This is a genomic window from Mesorhizobium sp. BR1-1-15 (assembly GCF_020165475.1).
Classification (GTDB): domain Bacteria; phylum Pseudomonadota; class Alphaproteobacteria; order Rhizobiales; family Rhizobiaceae; genus Mesorhizobium.
In genome coordinates this window covers 55,198-69,652 of sequence record NZ_JAIUIF010000004.1, presented here as the reverse complement: position 1 = coordinate 69,652, position 14,455 = coordinate 55,198, and the positions used below count along the sequence as shown (strand labels likewise).

The 14,455-nt window shown below is 63.8% G+C and carries 11 protein-coding genes; 4 read left to right on the top strand and 7 right to left on the bottom strand.

All coding sequences use genetic code 11. From position 1 onward, the window contains the following. Positions 1 to 62: 62 nt before the first annotated feature. From LB541_RS08930 to LB541_RS08920, 3 genes are all read right to left on the bottom strand, one after another. On the bottom strand, positions 63 to 1,955 hold the full coding sequence (locus LB541_RS08930) for an acyltransferase family protein (protein ID WP_140523985.1): 1,893 nt from the start codon (positions 1,953 to 1,955) through the stop codon (positions 63 to 65). 202 nt (positions 1,956 to 2,157) lie between these two features. Next, on the bottom strand, positions 2,158 to 3,648 hold the full coding sequence (locus tag LB541_RS08925) for a hypothetical protein (RefSeq protein ID WP_224618191.1): 1,491 nt from the start codon (positions 3,646 to 3,648) through the stop codon (positions 2,158 to 2,160). Positions 3,649 to 3,717: 69 nt separating this feature from the next. Further along, positions 3,718 to 4,746, bottom strand: coding sequence for a glycosyltransferase family 2 protein (locus tag LB541_RS08920; RefSeq protein WP_140513269.1), 1,029 nt, complete (start codon positions 4,744 to 4,746; stop codon positions 3,718 to 3,720). 441 nt (positions 4,747 to 5,187) lie between these two features. On the opposite strand from LB541_RS08920, the gene LB541_RS08915 reads away from it, so the two are divergent. After that, positions 5,188 to 5,451: a DUF6460 domain-containing protein gene (locus LB541_RS08915; protein WP_140496599.1), complete on the top strand. Its 264-nt coding sequence runs from the start codon at positions 5,188 to 5,190 to the stop codon at positions 5,449 to 5,451. Positions 5,452 to 5,454: 3 nt separating this feature from the next. On the opposite strand, the gene LB541_RS08910 is transcribed toward LB541_RS08915, so the two are convergent. Beyond that, positions 5,455 to 6,357, bottom strand: coding sequence for a histone deacetylase (locus LB541_RS08910; RefSeq protein WP_140523989.1), 903 nt, complete (start codon positions 6,355 to 6,357; stop codon positions 5,455 to 5,457). A 132-nt stretch (positions 6,358 to 6,489) separates the two neighbouring features. Between LB541_RS08910 and LB541_RS08905 the strand changes: the two genes are divergently transcribed. Continuing rightward, positions 6,490 to 7,848 carry an MATE family efflux transporter gene (locus tag LB541_RS08905; RefSeq protein ID WP_411969769.1) on the top strand — a complete coding sequence of 453 codons (1,359 nt, stop codon included), beginning with the start codon at positions 6,490 to 6,492 and terminating at the stop codon, positions 7,846 to 7,848. Here LB541_RS08905 and LB541_RS08900 read toward each other — a convergent pair. Next, positions 7,841 to 8,920: a quinone-dependent dihydroorotate dehydrogenase gene (locus LB541_RS08900; protein ID WP_140580377.1), complete on the bottom strand. Its 1,080-nt coding sequence runs from the start codon at positions 8,918 to 8,920 to the stop codon at positions 7,841 to 7,843. The genes LB541_RS08905 and LB541_RS08900 overlap by 8 nt on opposite strands. Further along, the gene (locus LB541_RS08895) at positions 8,917 to 9,267 is read right to left on the bottom strand and encodes a DUF952 domain-containing protein (RefSeq protein WP_140496591.1); all 351 of its coding nucleotides are present in this window, start codon (positions 9,265 to 9,267) and stop codon (positions 8,917 to 8,919) included. The genes LB541_RS08900 and LB541_RS08895 overlap by 4 nt, the downstream gene beginning before the upstream one ends. Before the next feature lie 107 nt (positions 9,268 to 9,374). Between LB541_RS08895 and LB541_RS08890 the strand changes: the two genes are divergently transcribed. Continuing rightward, positions 9,375 to 9,809, top strand: a complete 435-nt coding sequence (locus tag LB541_RS08890) for a hypothetical protein (protein ID WP_140496589.1) — start codon at positions 9,375 to 9,377, stop codon at positions 9,807 to 9,809. Between the two features lie 126 nt (positions 9,810 to 9,935). Then, positions 9,936 to 10,595 carry a response regulator transcription factor gene (locus LB541_RS08885; protein WP_140513279.1) on the top strand — a complete coding sequence of 220 codons (660 nt, stop codon included), beginning with the start codon at positions 9,936 to 9,938 and terminating at the stop codon, positions 10,593 to 10,595. Positions 10,596 to 10,768: 173 nt separating this feature from the next. On the opposite strand, the gene LB541_RS08880 is transcribed toward LB541_RS08885, so the two are convergent. Next, positions 10,769 to 14,275, bottom strand: coding sequence for a NahK/ErcS family hybrid sensor histidine kinase/response regulator (locus tag LB541_RS08880; protein WP_224618190.1), 3,507 nt, complete (start codon positions 14,273 to 14,275; stop codon positions 10,769 to 10,771). Between the last annotated feature and the right edge of the window lie 180 nt (positions 14,276 to 14,455).

Genomic DNA, 14,455 nt, shown 5'->3' with positions numbered 1-14,455 from the left:
GCGGCTCACTTTCCACACGGTACCGTCCCAGCGACCGGCGCGCCGCATGCCGGTTCCGCCTGCTATTTCACTTTCGCGATCTCGGTGCCGGCTGCAAAGCTCGGCCAGTATCTCGAGATGGCGAGTGCGGCGCCCGCGGAAGAGAAGTGACCATAGTCGAAATAGAGAAATTGCTTGTTGCCGGCATCGGCATACGAGCAGCCTGCGGCGTCGCACAGATAGGTCAGCGGGTCTATGAAGTCAGCGCCTTTGACGAAGGGCAGAACCCGCTTGTTGATGTCCGGATCCATGGCCATCGGCCAGGACATGTTCGCGGTATCTCCTCGTCTTGCGAAGAAGGCGATTTTCTGGACGTCGGCGATGAATTCGGGAGACTGGCCGATGACGTAGACCTTGACGCCCATCTGGCGAAGCCGGTCGATCGTCTTCTGGAGACCGCCGAAGCCCCTGACCTCGTAGTCGGTCCATCGGCCACTCAGGATCACGGCCTGAATGTTGGCTTCGCGGATGATCGACAGGGCCCGCTCGTTGAAGCTGGTACAGGCAGGTCGGGCATAGGAAAAATAGGTCAGGTCCGGGGGGCAGCCGGCATAGGTGTATTGGATGACGTTAGCCTGGATTTTCTGGGCGTTGGCTTCAAGTCCCGAGACATAGTGGGCGGCGAAGGAATCGCCCCATAACAGCACATTGGTGGCAAAGCCGCTCGTTCGGGTGCAGGCGGCAAGGTTCCAGTCCTCGATCCGGTTCGAGCCTTCGTTGAAGCAGATGCCGTTGCGCCAGTCGCCAACCTGGATCCGTTCCGTTGAAAAGTCCGGGAAGCGTTGCGGAAAACCGTTGCCGAGCGCCCCGGCCACGCCGCCGACGCAGAGCAGGACGATTGCCGTCGCGGAAAAGGCGAAGATAGGCAGCGGTGCGGTGTAGGCCCGTTTCCGCCGAAACGGCTGCTCGACATATGTCCACGAGAACGCCGCCAGGGCGAAGCTTGCCACGGTCATGGCGATGATCGTCGGCACGCCGATGGCTTTCAGCGAAACGTAATGGACGAAGGAATTGATCGGCCAATGAACGAGGTAGAGCGAATAGGAAATGAGGCCGATCCAGACCAGCGGAGGAAACTGCAACACCCGCGTGGCGATGGTTGCCGGCCCCTGTTCGCCCGCCCTTTCGTGGCCGGCATAGATGAGCAGGGCGGTGCCGATGCAGGGGAACAAGGCATTGTAGCCCGGAAAGGGGTCGCTCTCCGAAATCGTGACGAAGCCGAAGGCGACCATGGCAAAGCCGGCGAGGCCGATCAGTTCCATTGCCGGCCGGCTGGCAAGTGCCGGCGGCTTTCTCAGCATCAGCATGGCCCCCAGCGCCAGTTCCCAGATGCGCGTCGGCAACAGGTAGAAACCCGCCGTGGGCGCCATCGAGGTCGCCATGACCGCCAAGGCGAAACTGCCGATCGCGATCGGCAGCAATATCGTCAGCCAGCGTTTCGAGGCATAGCGATAGATCAGGTACACCAGTATCGGCGCGAAGATGTAATATTGCTCTTCGACCGAGAGCGACCATGTGTGCAGCAGCGGCCGCAGCTCGGCGTCGATCGAGAAATAGTTCGTCGTCTTCCAGAAATAGATGTTCGACCAGAAGGTCGAGGCCGCGATGACGCTGAGGCTGAATTCGTGCAGGTCCGATGGCAAAAGGATGAACCAGGCGGCAGTGCCTGCGAGCACGATGACGAAGGTCAGCGCCGGCAGGATGCGCCGCGCGCGGCGCCAATAGAAGCGGCCGATCGAAAACTGGCCGCGTTCGAGATCGTCGAGCAGGCTGCCGCTGATCAGATAGCCCGATATGACGAAGAAGATGTCGACGCCGGTGAAGCCGCCTGGGATGGCGGACAAGCCGAAATGAAAGAGGACGACAGGCAGCACCGCTATGGCCCGCAGGCCGTCGATGTCGCGTCTGTAGTTCATGCGGCCGGTTCGCGCGCCGTGGCCGGCGGCAGTCGTGGCGCACCCGGTTCACCGGCCCATGCGGCGGCATTGCCGCGATGCGAGAAAGCCTTGATTCTCGATCCCACTTTGTTCGTCCTCTCCGGTGCAATTTGCTGCACCGCAACATCGGTGTCAAGGCGAATGCTGGAGGGCCGAAGCCGGTTTGGGCTGGCGTCGCGGATCAGGCGCCGGGCAGGTAGATCACGGCGTATTCGTCCGCGTAGGTCCGCTTCCAGCCCAATTCCTCGAAGAAGGGAATGCGGGTGTCGCCGGCCGCGAGCAGCGCCCAGCCTATGGCGTATTTCTTCAGCCGGGCCTCGAGCAGTGGTTTGCCGTCACTGTGTCCGGTCGCGTCGTCGGTTTTCGTGAACCCGTCCAGGAACAGCTGGTCCGTCCTGCCGTCGATGTAGGTCTTGATCCCGTGGAAGATCAGCGTGCCGCCGAAATTGTAGGAATTCAGCACGTTGCCGGACAGCTGCTGATCCCTTGCGAAGGCGAGTGCTCCGCTGGCGGACGTCTTCGGGCTCGGCGCGATCTGTTGGACGCTGCCGAGGACCGAGACCGCGCCGATCAGCAGGACGGCCACCGCGCCTGAGATGGCGTAGTAATGCCTGGCGAGGACTTTTTCCAATCCGTCGCGCTTTTGCGCCAGCCAGGTCGCGGCTGAAAGTGCGGGATATTGCTGTGCGACCTCAACCATGATCACCAGCGGAACCAGCAGGAAGAACAGGTACATGAACCGCTGGTGACTGAGATAGGCATGCAAGGTGAAGAGGATGAACAGCGCCTTGGCCCAGCCGATCCGCAGCCGTGACACCAACAGCCCGAAAAGCGCCAGCAGCATCACGGCTTCCTTGATGAGCTCTTCCTGGGCGTTGAAGGGCCGCCATTCCAGGATTAGCGGCACCGCCTCGTTGCCATAGGCGACGGTAAGCGTCGCCAGGATGGCCTTGACGCCATAGGGATGGACCAGGCTGACCACTGGGCAGAGCAGGCCGAACGCGACCCATTTCGCCAGGAGAACCGGTTTCGACAGGCCTATGCGCGACAGGAGATACAGACCGGCAAAGCCGGCGATGACGAAGCTCAAGGTGAATGTGGCATGCAGGTTCGCCCACAACACGACGAGCGCGAGCAGCCACGGGGATGGCGCTCTTTCCTCCTGCGCCGCGCGAAACAGCATTGCCGTCCAAATGACGATGATCGGCAACGTGAAAACGTGGGGGCGCGCCGTATAGATCGGGGCGACAAGGAAAGCCGCGACGAAAGCCAGCACCACCGCTAACACCGGCTTCAGCCATGCGCTGAGGAACCATCCCATCAGGAAGACTGTCAGGCCGATCGTGGCGATGATCAGCGTGACGACGCCATTCCAGCCACCGGCGCCATAGGCGAGCGCCAGAAGCACCTGCCCCAGCCATTCCTTGGCGATCCAGGGCTGGCCGGCGAAGGTATAGGAATAGGGGTCGACGGTCGGAAATGTCCGGTTCGCCAGGAAATCCAGCCCGACCTTCACCTGCCACCAGCTGTCAGGATCCAGAAGGAGGGAGTTGGCATGCCTCATCAGCACGTAGGCAACGGTGCAGGCGCAGAAAAGACAGAACAACAGCCTGCTGCGCTGTGCATCCTCGAGCGACGGCGTAGCCATCGCGATTGCCGTGGCTTGGTTCATGTCGCGGCTCCCGGCCATTTCGCGTTCGTTCCGGTCGAGAGGTCCCGTTGCGGCCGGTCGATCGTCGCCTTAGCCACGCGCGGCTCTCTTCACCATTTCCTGGAGGCGGTGGACAGGCAGGTCCTGGTTTTCGACGGCCACATCGCTTCGCGAAACGATCTCGTTGACGAAATAGAGCGGCCGCCGCTTCGTCTCCATGTACATCCGGCCGAGATATTCGCCGAATATGCCGAGCACCAGAAGCTGAACACTGCCCAGGATCAGCATGATCGCGGCAAGGCTGGTCCAGCCCGGCAGGACGTTTCCCAGCGACCATTCGAGCAGCGTATAACCGAGCACGACCATCCCCAGCACGCCGGAAAGCATTCCCAGAAGCGAGGCAAACCGCAACGGCGCGATGGAAAAGCTGGTCATCGCATCGACAGCCAGGAGGACCATCTTCTTGAGCGGATAGTGGGTGGCGCCGGCGAAACGCCGTTGCCGCTCATAGGAGAAGGCGGCCTGTCTCAGCCCAATCCAGCTCACCATGCCGCGAATGAACCTGTAGCGCTCCGGCATGGCGTTCAGATGGTCGAGGGCGCGGCGGCTCATCAGCCTGAAATCACCGGTGTCCGGCGCGATCTCGACGTCGACCATCCGGCGCAGCAGCCGGTAGAACATCGACGCGGAAGCCAGCTTGAACCAGCCTTCGCCATCACGCTTGGCCCTTTGACCGTAAACGACATCGAAGCCTTCATCCATCTTGGCCATCATCGCGCCGAGCAGTTCAGGCGGATCCTGGAGATCGGCATCGAGAATGAGGATGCGCTGGCCCCGGCAGAACTCCAGCCCCGCGCTCAGCGCGATCTGGTGGCCATAGTTGCGGGCAAGGTCGATGGCGACGACATGGTCGTCCTTTTGCGCCAGTTCGAAAACGGCCTCGCGGGTGCCGTCGGTCGCCCCGTCGATGACGAGCACGATCTCGTAGGAAGGGTTTTGCGCCAGGCAAGCGGCGGTGACGCGTCGGTGAAGCTCAGCCACGCCGTCCCGCTCGTTATAGCACGGCACGACAACCGAAAGCATGACCGCGCGGCGCGCGCCGATTTTTTCCGCTTCCATCAAAGCCTGGCTCCCGCTCCAGGAATGGCAATAGCGGCAATTGGTTAGAAAACAGATAAGCCGGCCGCGATCAGCCGCCACCGGCTGCTCGCCTGCCATGCGCCTATGGTCGCCGGCTTGGTACCAGGGCACGATCCGCGTTAACGAGTTCCTTCGGAGCCTTCGACTGCGCGCTGTTGACGGAGCCTTGAACGGATAAACCCGCCTGTGCGGCGGGTCCCTGGCGCAACTCAGCACCATAGCCAAATATCTACCATAGTTGCCCTCACCCCGTCAAGGAAAAAATTCCTATCATGAAAAGCCGGCGGCACCGCCGGACCGGCCGTCATAGGCTTTGTCAGCCAGGTTCAGAGCCTTGGCCCGCCCGGCTTGAAGCGGGGCGGCCAAGTGCGTATTTCTGATCCTGTCGCCGAATCGGGCGATCAGAGCCGGAGACAGGTCTTGTCCGCATTGACGCGCTTTCTCGGCGACACCCCGCTCAGGGTACTCCTGAAGTTGCTGGTGGTGTCGTTCCTCGTCGGCCTCGTCATGACCGCCTTCGGCTGGTCGCCGATGGACGTGCTCTATGGCATCCGCAAATTCTTCCTGGATCTCTGGAATCTGGGCTTCCATGCCATCGACCGCTTCCTGGGTTATATTCTGCTGGGTGCGGCGATCGTGGTTCCGGCGTTCATCCTGCTCAGAATCGCCAACTACAGGAAATAGCGGTCAGGCGTAGTCCGCCGCCGCCTCGAACAGAATGGCATGGCGCGCCGCGAGCGCGGCCACGTCGGTCGAATAGCCGCCGCCGATGACGCCGCATAGCGCGATGCCGCGCGAGCGGAAGTGACCGATCACCATGGCGTCGCGGGCGCGAAGCCCGTCGTTTGAAAGCGCCAGCCTGCCGAGCCGGTCCTCGGCATGGACGTCGACGCCGGCATTGTAGAAAACGATGTCCCAGCGCGCATGGGCGGACAGTTCCGGCAAGATGGCGGCCAGCCTTTCGAGATAGGCGGCATCGCCCGTGCCGTCGGGCAGTGCGACATCGAGGTCGGAGGCGATCTTGCGCGCGGGGTAGTTGCGCTCGCCATGCATGGAGAAGGTGAACACGCGCTGATCGCCAGCCAGGATATCCGCCGTGCCGTCGCCCTGATGCACATCCAGATCGACCACGAGTATGTTCCGCGCCGCGCCTTCGGCAAGCAGCACCAGCGAAGCGACGGCGACGTCGTTGAAGGTGCAGAAGCCCGCGCCCTGCGCGCGGCGCGCATGATGGCTGCCGCCGGCGGTGTTGCAGGCAATGCCGTGGCGCAAGGCCAGCCGGGCCGCCAGTACTGTGCCGCCGGTGGCGAGTTGGGCGCGCAGCGAGACGCGCGGGCCGACCGGAAAGCCGATCTCGCGTTCGATCTTTTCCGGCACCGAACAGCTGATGACCTGGTCGACATAATCAGCCGCATGGGCACGCTTCAGCCATGGTGCGGGTGCCGCTTCCGGCATGCTGAGCGCCCCCTGCACGGCCAGTCCGCGTGCGCGCAAGGCTTCCATCAGCAGCGGATATTTGCTCATCGGAAAGCGATGGTTGACGGCGAAGCCGGCGTCGTAGTCGGGATGATGGACGATCTGGAGGGACATGGACCGGATCCGGCGGCTCGCGCCAGACCGGAATTTCGGTTGGCCGCCATGGCAAGGATGGATTGCGCGGTGGCCGGAAAATGGGGCACACCGGCTGTTCGATCAAGCCGCAATCAGCAAGGCAGCAATTCTTTGGAGAAGGGTGCAATCCCAGCCGACGCCGGATCCCCAATCGTTCCCGGATCCTTTGTCGTCACCAACCGCACGGTGCTCGTCATCGCCGTGCCGATGACGCTCGCCTACCTGACGACGCCGCTGCTCGGCATGGTCGATACGGCTGTTGTCGGACAGCTCGGCGACGCCGCCTTGCTTGGCGGCCTGGCGGCAGGCGCGCTGGTCTTCGACGTCGTCTTCACCACCTTCAATTTCCTGCGCTCCGGCACCACCGGTCTGGTCGCCCAGGCTTTCGGGCGCAACGACGCGCTGGAGGAACAGGCGGTGTTCTGGCGCGCCGTGCTGATCGCTGTTGTCGCCGGCGTCGTGCTGGCTGCGCTTTCGCCGCTGATCGCGGCCGGCGGGCGGTGGTTCATGGATGCCGGGCCGCGCGTCAGCGAGGCGATGGGCGTCTATATCGGCATCAGATTGCTCGCGGCACCATTCTCGCTGATCAACTACGCCATTCTAGGCTATGTCCTCGGCCGAGGCGAGGGCGGTCTCGGGTTGGTTCTGCAGCTGGTGCTGAACGGCATCAACATCGCGCTCTGCATCCTGCTTGGCCTGGAGCTTGGCTGGGGCGTCGCCGGCGTTGCCTGGGCAACCGTCACCGGCGAATTCCTGGCCATGTTGCTCGGCCTCGCCATCGTCATCAGGCGGTTCAGGGCAAGCCCGCCCGTGCCACGCCAACGCCTGCTCGATATTAGCGCGTTCCTGCGCATGCTGTCGCTCAACCGCGATATCATGATCCGCTCGTTCTCGCTGCTTGCCGCCTTTGCGCTGTTCACCCGCCAGGGTGCGCAATTCGGCACGGTCACGCTGGCCGCCAACGCCGTGCTGATGAATTTTTTCCTCGTCGCAGGCTATTTCCTCGACGGTTTCGCCACCGCGGCGGAACAGCTCGCCGGCCGCGCCGTCGGTGCGCGGGCTGAGCACCCGTTCCGGCGCGCGGTGCGGTTGACCCTGTTCTGGGGTTTCGGATTGGCGGGCGCCGCAACCCTGGTGCTGCTGCTGGCCGGTGCCAATCTGGTTGCCGTCGTTACAACGTCGCAGGAAGTCCGCTCGGTGGCCGACACCTACCTGCCCTGGGCGGCCTTCACCGCACTGAGCGGCGTGCTGGCTTTCCAGATGGACGGCGTCTTCATCGGCGCGACCTGGTCGCGCGACATGCGCAACATGATGCTTTTGTCTTTCCTGGCCTTCGCCGCCGCGCTGATTACGCTGGCGCCCGCTTTCGGCAATCATGGCCTGTGGGCGGCATTGCATGTCTTCCTGCTGGTGCGTGGCCTCAGCCTGCTGGCTATCCTGCGGTTGCGGCTGCGGACGGCATTCAGTTGAGCGGCCTTGAAGCCCATTGGTCGAGATGGCGGTCGCGCAAATCGCTGATGGAGTTGAGCCGTTCCGTGTCGGCGAAACGCGCCATGCCGGCGGCGATGCGTCCCGGCAGCGCCGGCCCGGCATAGATCATGCCGGTGTAAAGCTGGACGAGATCGGCGCCGGCGCGGATCTTCTCCAGCGCCGTTTCGGCGGAGTTGACCCCACCCACGCCGATGATGGCCACGTCCGGCCCCAGCAGCCTGCGCATACGGGCCAGCACGATGGTCGAGCGCTCGAATAATGGCCGGCCGGAAAGCCCGCCGGTCTCGCTTGCCGCGCCGCTGGAGCGTAGCGCCGGGCGAGAAATGGTGGTGTTGGAGACGATGATGCCGTCTATGGCCTTCTGGGTGACCTCGGCGGCGATGTCTTCCAGCTCGGCTTCGACCAGGTCCGGCGCAATCTTGAGAAACACCGGCGGCTGCCTTGCCGCCGCCGCGCGCGCGGCCATGACGCGCGACAGGAGCTCGCCAAGCTGTTCGCGCGCCTGCATGGTGCGCAGGCCGGGCGTATTGGGCGAGGAAATATTGACGGTGAGATAGCTGGCGTAGGGCGCGAAGCGGATGACGCCGCGCTCATAGTCACCGACGCGGTCGGCGCTGTCCTTATTGGCGCCGATGTTGACGCCGACGATGCCGGGGCGCCCTTTGCGGCCGACCAGGCGTTTCTCGGCGGCCGCATGGCCTTCATTGTTGAAGCCGAGCCGGTTGATCACCGCTTCATCCGCCGGCAACCGGAAGATGCGCGGCTTCGGATTGCCAGGCTGCGGCAGCGGCGTCACCGTGCCGACCTCGGCAAAGCCGAAGCCGAGGCCGAGAAGCGCATCGGGCACCTCGGCATTCTTGTCGTAACCGGCAGCCATGCCGAGCGGATTGGGGAAATCGAGGCCGCAGAGGCTGACCTTCAGCCGCGCATCTCGCGCCGTCCGTGCGCCGACCGGCAGGCCACAGCGCAGCGCCGCGATCGACAGGCCATGCGCGGTTTCCGGGTCGAACGTGAAGAGCAGCTTCTGGCCAATCCGGTCGAGCACGCTCATTCGGCCTCCAGCGCCGGGAACTGGTGGGTGCCGTCGGCGCCGAGCGGCAGCGGCCGGACCCACAGCACGGCTTTCAGGTCGAGCACGCCGTAGAGGTGCGGAAACAGCGCGCCGCCGCGCGAGGCTTCGTATTTTAGCGCATCGCCCAGGCTGGTCCCGTCGATGGCGACCAGCAGAAGCCCCGCCTGGCCGGCAAAATGCTTCGCCGCCGTCTCTTTGACCTGTGCCGCCGTGGAGAAATGGATGAAGCCGTCGGCGACATCGATCGGCGCACCGGTGAAGCGGCCGTTCGCTTCGGCCTCGCGCCAGGGCCCTTCCGGGGTTATCTTGTAGATAATCTGAGACATGGTTGCGCTATAGTCCGAACCAGCCGTGCGGGGAAGGCCGTGCCAAGCGTCTTCCCCATTTCCGGCGCAAACATGCGATATCTCAGGCTTTGGCCATGGAGGACAACATGCGTCTGCAGCACATCTTGATCCCCGCCGCGCTCGTTTCGCTGGTCGCGGCGTCCGCCTTTTCCGAGGAGACCGACCGCTATCGTCTGGAGAAATCCGCCAACGGCTATGTCCGCATGGACACGCAGACGGGCGCGATGTCGATCTGCGAGGAGCGTTCCGGCCAACTCGTCTGCAAGATGGCGGCCGATGAACGCGCTGCCTTCCAGGACGAGGTCGATCGCCTGCAAACTTCGATGAAAGCCATGGACGAGCGCGTCACCAGGCTCGAGAATTCGCTCTCGGCCCGCCTCGAATCGACATTGCCGAGCGAGGAGGATTTCAACAAGACGATGAGCTACATGGAGCGTTTCCTGAAGGGCTTCATGGGCATCGTCAAGGATATGGACAAGGACAGCGGCGACGGCGCCAAGCCCAACTCGCAGAAGACCTGAAGACAGGCCGTCTGGGGAAATCCGGTGCGCCGGCTTTGCTGCTTGAAAACAGCGCGAAGCGCCTCATAATCGTTGCATCAGGTCCCGAGAAAACAGAAGACCATCAAGGGATCCGGGGAGGGATATTTGCCATCAGGCTATTCTTTCGTCATCGCCGACGATCACCCGCTGTTTCGCGGTGCGTTGCGCGAAGCGCTTGCCGGCATCGGCAATGTCACCGCTATTCACGAAGCCGGCGATTTCGAAAGCGCCAAGGCGCTGGTCGTGGCCAACGAGGAGGTCGATCTGGTGCTGCTCGACCTGTCGATGCCGGGCGCGAGCGGCCTTTCCGGCCTGATCTCGTTGCGCGGCATCCATCCGGCGGCGCCGCTGGTGGTGGTCTCCGCCCATGACGACCCGGCGACCATCCGGCGCGCGCTCGACCTCGGCGCGTCCGGTTTCATCTCCAAATCGGCCAGCATGGAGGAAATCCGCGACGCCGTGCGATCGGTCCTTGCGGGCGATATCGCGGCACCGGCCGGCATCGATCTCGGTGTCGAGCGCGACCCCGAAATATCGGACCTGATCAAGCGCCTGCAGGCGCTCACGCCGCAGCAAACCCGCGTGCTCGGCATGTTGGCGGAAGGCCTTCTCAACAAGCAGATCGCCTATGAGCTCGGCGTCTCCGAGGCGACGATCAAGGCGCATGTCTCGGCGATATTGCAGAAGCTCGGCGTCGACAGCCGCACCCAGGCGGTGATCCTGCTGTCCAAGATCGGCAGCGATCCGCTGCAGCCGGTGAGCTGAGCGCCCGAACCTGGCGGATGGTTATGTGGATATCGGATCGGCGAGCAGTTTCTCGGAAACGCCTCGCCCGTCAGCAGAGATACAAGCCATGCCGACGCGACGGCCGACATGTTCTGCGCCTATCTCGAAGCCTGGGCGCTGTCGGCGGGGCCGAAATGAAGCAAACCTGACAGTTACTCCGCCGCCGGCACCAGCGGCCTGACCCTGGCCATCATAGAGCGCAGCACGGCCGGTTTGAGCGGCTTGTTGATCACCGGGACGTCGAGCCCGGCCGCCGCCGTGCGTACCTCGTTGGAACGGTCGGCGGTGACCAGCACGGCGGGCAGGTCGTCGCCGTGGATCGCTCGCAGCCTGACAATGGCGTCGAGGCCGGTTTCGCCATCGAGATGATAGTCGGCAAGGACAATGTCCGGGTGGCGGATCGCGATATCCAGGTTCGTTGTGCCGGACACGGTCTCGACGGCGCAGCCCCAGCCTTCGAGCAGCAGCCGCATGCCTTCGAGGATGCGGGCGTCGTTGTCGATACACAGCACGCTCAGTCCGGACAGCGAAGCCGCCGCGCGGGCCGGCGCCCTGGTTTCAACCTCGCGTTTCGGTTCCTGCACGGCCGCCACCGGCAGGATGACGGAAAAGCGCGTGCCCTTGCCCGGATTGGAGAAAATACGGATCTCAAGCCTCAGCACCCGCGCGATGCGATCGACGATCGAAAGGCCGAGGCCGAGGCCTTCGGCCTCGCGCGCGCCTTCGTCCAGCCGGGTGAATTCGCGAAACACCGTGTTCAGCTTGTCGCCGGCAATGCCGATGCCAGTGTCGATCACCTGGATTTCCGCCAGTTCGCCGCGCCGCCGCACGCCAACCAGGATGCGGCCGTGACGTGTGTATTTGATGGCATTGGAAACGAGGTTCTGGATCAGGCGGCGCAACAGGTTGCGATCCGTCATCACTGTCAGCGACGAGGGCATGATCGTCAGCTTGAGTTGCTTTTCCGCGGCAAGCGGCCGGAAATCGTTGCCGATCTGGCGCAGCAATGCGTCTAGGTTGAAGGCCGTGTCGTCCGGTTTCATGGCACCGGCATCGAGGCGGGAAATGTCGAGCACGGCGCCCAGAATGGTCTCGACCGATTCCAGCGAGGAGTCGATGTTGACCGCGGCCTTGCCGGCCGGGCCCTTGCCGGCCTTTTCGATCAACGACGAGCAGTAGAGCCTGGCGGCGTTGAGCGGTTGAAGGATGTCGTGGCCGGCCGCGGCGAGGAAGCGCGTCTTGCCCAGATTGGCCTCCTCGGCAAGCATCTGCGCCTGCGCCAGTTCCTCGTTGACCCGGGTCAACTCCTCGTTGACCCTGGTCAGTTCGATGGTGCGGGTCTTCACCCGCTGTTCCAGCGACTCGTTCGCCCGCTTCAGCGCCAGGTCCTGCTCGACGCGGCCGGAAATGTCGGCATAGGTGGCGACGATGCCGCCGTCCGGCATCGGGTTGGAGCGCAGCTCCAGGATCCGGCCGCTGGTCTTCAGTTCCATCTGCCAGGGGCTGACGAAGCTGGTCAGCCGGTTGAGCATCGTCACCCGCTGGTCGGTCGGGATATCGCCGCGCTCCGCCAGATGGCGCAGGATCTGGTCGAGCGAGACGCCGACCTGGCCCATGTCGTCGGGCAGGTCGAACAGCTCGCGGTACTGGCGGTTCCAGCAGATCAGCCGGAAATCCCGGTCGAAGACGGTGATGCCCTGTTCCATCTGGTCGAGCGCGATCTGCAACAGGTCGCGGTTGTGTTGCAACGCTTCCGTGGCGTCGTCGAGCAGCCGGAAGGCATCCCTGGATTCGCGGTCGTGGCGGCGAAACAGCAGCGACAGGATCAGCCGCGCCGACGAAGAGCCGACGGCGCTGGCCAAAAGCTGCTCGGAAAAGCGGATGACGTCCATGCTGGCTTGCTCATTGCCATGCAGGATGACGTTGGTGGTCTTTTCGAAGGACTGGAACGACCGCTCGGTGCGCTGCACGCCGAGATAGCGCGCGATGGTGTCCTTCAGGTCGTTGACGGTGACGGCGGTGCGGAAACGGCGCAGGCTGGGCATCGGCCCGGCTTCGCGCGGCACGAAGATCGACGCCTGGATGCGCTCCAGCGGCACCGCGGCGCGCGACAGCGAGCCCAGCACGAAAAACAGTGCGTTGATCGACAGGCTCCACAGCACGCCGTGGTTCAACGGCTCCGCGACGGTGCCGAACAGCGCCTGCGGCCGCAGCGCCTCGAAGCCGAACAGGCCATGCACCAATATGCCGGTTTCGGGCGCGACGAGCGACGGCAACAGCAGCGTGTAGCCCCAGATCAGGATGCCGGCGACCATGCCGAGGGCCGCGCCCCTGCCATTGGCGCCGCGCCAGATCAGCCCGCCGATCAGGGCCGGCGCGAATTGCGCGATCGCCGCGAACGACATCAGGCCGATCGACGACAGCCGCGCGCTGTCGGTGCTCTCGCGATAGTAGAGGAAGGCGATGAAAAGCATGATGAAGATCGATGCCCGCCGCACGTTGAGGATGAGCGTCGACCAGTCCTCGTTTTCGGAAGACGTTGTCCTCAGCAGCCGCCGCACGAACAGCGGGATGATGAGGTCGTTGGAGATCATGATCGACAGCGCCACGCTCTCGACGATGACCATGGCGGTGGCCGCCGACAGGCCGCCGATGAAGGCAGCCATGGCCAGGAAATCGTGACCGCCGAACAAGGGCAGCGACAGCACATAAAGGTCGCTGCTCGTCTTCGTGCCGACCAGCGACAGTCCGGCGAAGGCGATCGGCAGCACGAACAGGTTGATCGTCACCAGATAGAGCGGAAACACCCATGTCGCGGTGCGCAGTTCCGCCTCGCTGCGGTTCTCGACGATGGTGACGTAGAATTGCCGGGGCAGAAGGATGATGGCGAAGCCACTCAGGCAGGTCAGCACCAGCCAGGTGGCGAGTGACGTCGAATAGCTCATCGCCTGCCGCACCTGGCCGTTTTCGGCCAGCTTGCCGAACATGTCGCCGGGCCCGCCGAAGATCAGGAAAGTGACCATCAGGCCGATCGCCAGGAAGGCGGCAAGCTTGACCACGGTTTCGACCGCCACCGCCAGCACCAGCCCGTCCTGGTGCTCGGTGGCGTCGGCGTGGCGCGTGCCGAACAGCACCGCGAACAGCGCCAGCAGCATGGCGACCACCAGCGAGATGTCGCTGACGAAAGGATCGAACGACGGCGGCGAGCCGGTGTAATGCTCGACCATCAGGCTGACGGAACCGGAGATCGCCTTCAGCTGCAGCGCGATATAGGGCACCGCGCCGATGGTCGCGATCAGCGTGGCGATGGCGGCCACGGTGAAGCTCTTGCCATAGCGCGCGCCGAGGAAGTCGGCGATCGAGGTGATCTTCTCGGTCTTGGCCAGCCGCACGAGACGGTTGAGCAAGGGAAAACCGAACACGAACACCAGCACCGGGCCGGTATAGATGCCGAGGAACTCCAGGCCGCGCTCGGAAGACAGGCCGACAGAACCGAAAAACGTCCAGGAGGTGCAATAGATGGCCAGGCTGAGCGCGTAGATGAACGGACGTGCGCGACCGGGCCCGGAGCTGGCCGAGCGGCGGTCGCCAAGGCTGGCGATGGCGAACAGAAGCGTCACATAAGCGATCGCGATGACAACGATGAACAAGCCCTGCACGGCTCGCGCTTCCTCCCTGGCCGGCTCGACGCCCGCTCACCGCACGCAACCACAGCTTGGAAGCTGAGTCCATCGCGGCGTTCGGCGCATGGACGTCTGATGATGCGGGTAAAAACAAACCGGTGCCTTGGCCCTTTTTCCGGTTTTGCAACCGGAGGTTTTTGCTATTGTGGGCTTGGC

What these genes read in the sequence shown, in the direction of transcription:
- LB541_RS08895 (WP_140496591.1), bottom strand. Translation starts at nt 9,267, where the DNA reads ATGTCTCAGATTATCTACAAGATAACCCCGGAAGGGCCCTGGCGCGAG.
- LB541_RS08900 (WP_140580377.1), bottom strand. Translation starts at nt 8,920, where the DNA reads ATGAGCGTGCTCGACCGGATTGGCCAGAAGCTGCTCTTCACGTTCGAC.
- LB541_RS08920 (WP_140513269.1), bottom strand. Translation starts at nt 4,746, where the DNA reads ATGGAAGCGGAAAAAATCGGCGCGCGCCGCGCGGTCATGCTTTCGGTT.
- LB541_RS08890 (WP_140496589.1), top strand. Translation starts at nt 9,375, where the DNA reads ATGCGTCTGCAGCACATCTTGATCCCCGCCGCGCTCGTTTCGCTGGTC.
- LB541_RS08925 (WP_224618191.1), bottom strand. Translation starts at nt 3,648, where the DNA reads ATGAACCAAGCCACGGCAATCGCGATGGCTACGCCGTCGCTCGAGGAT.
- LB541_RS08930 (WP_140523985.1), bottom strand. Translation starts at nt 1,955, where the DNA reads ATGAACTACAGACGCGACATCGACGGCCTGCGGGCCATAGCGGTGCTG.
- LB541_RS08910 (WP_140523989.1), bottom strand. Translation starts at nt 6,357, where the DNA reads ATGTCCCTCCAGATCGTCCATCATCCCGACTACGACGCCGGCTTCGCC.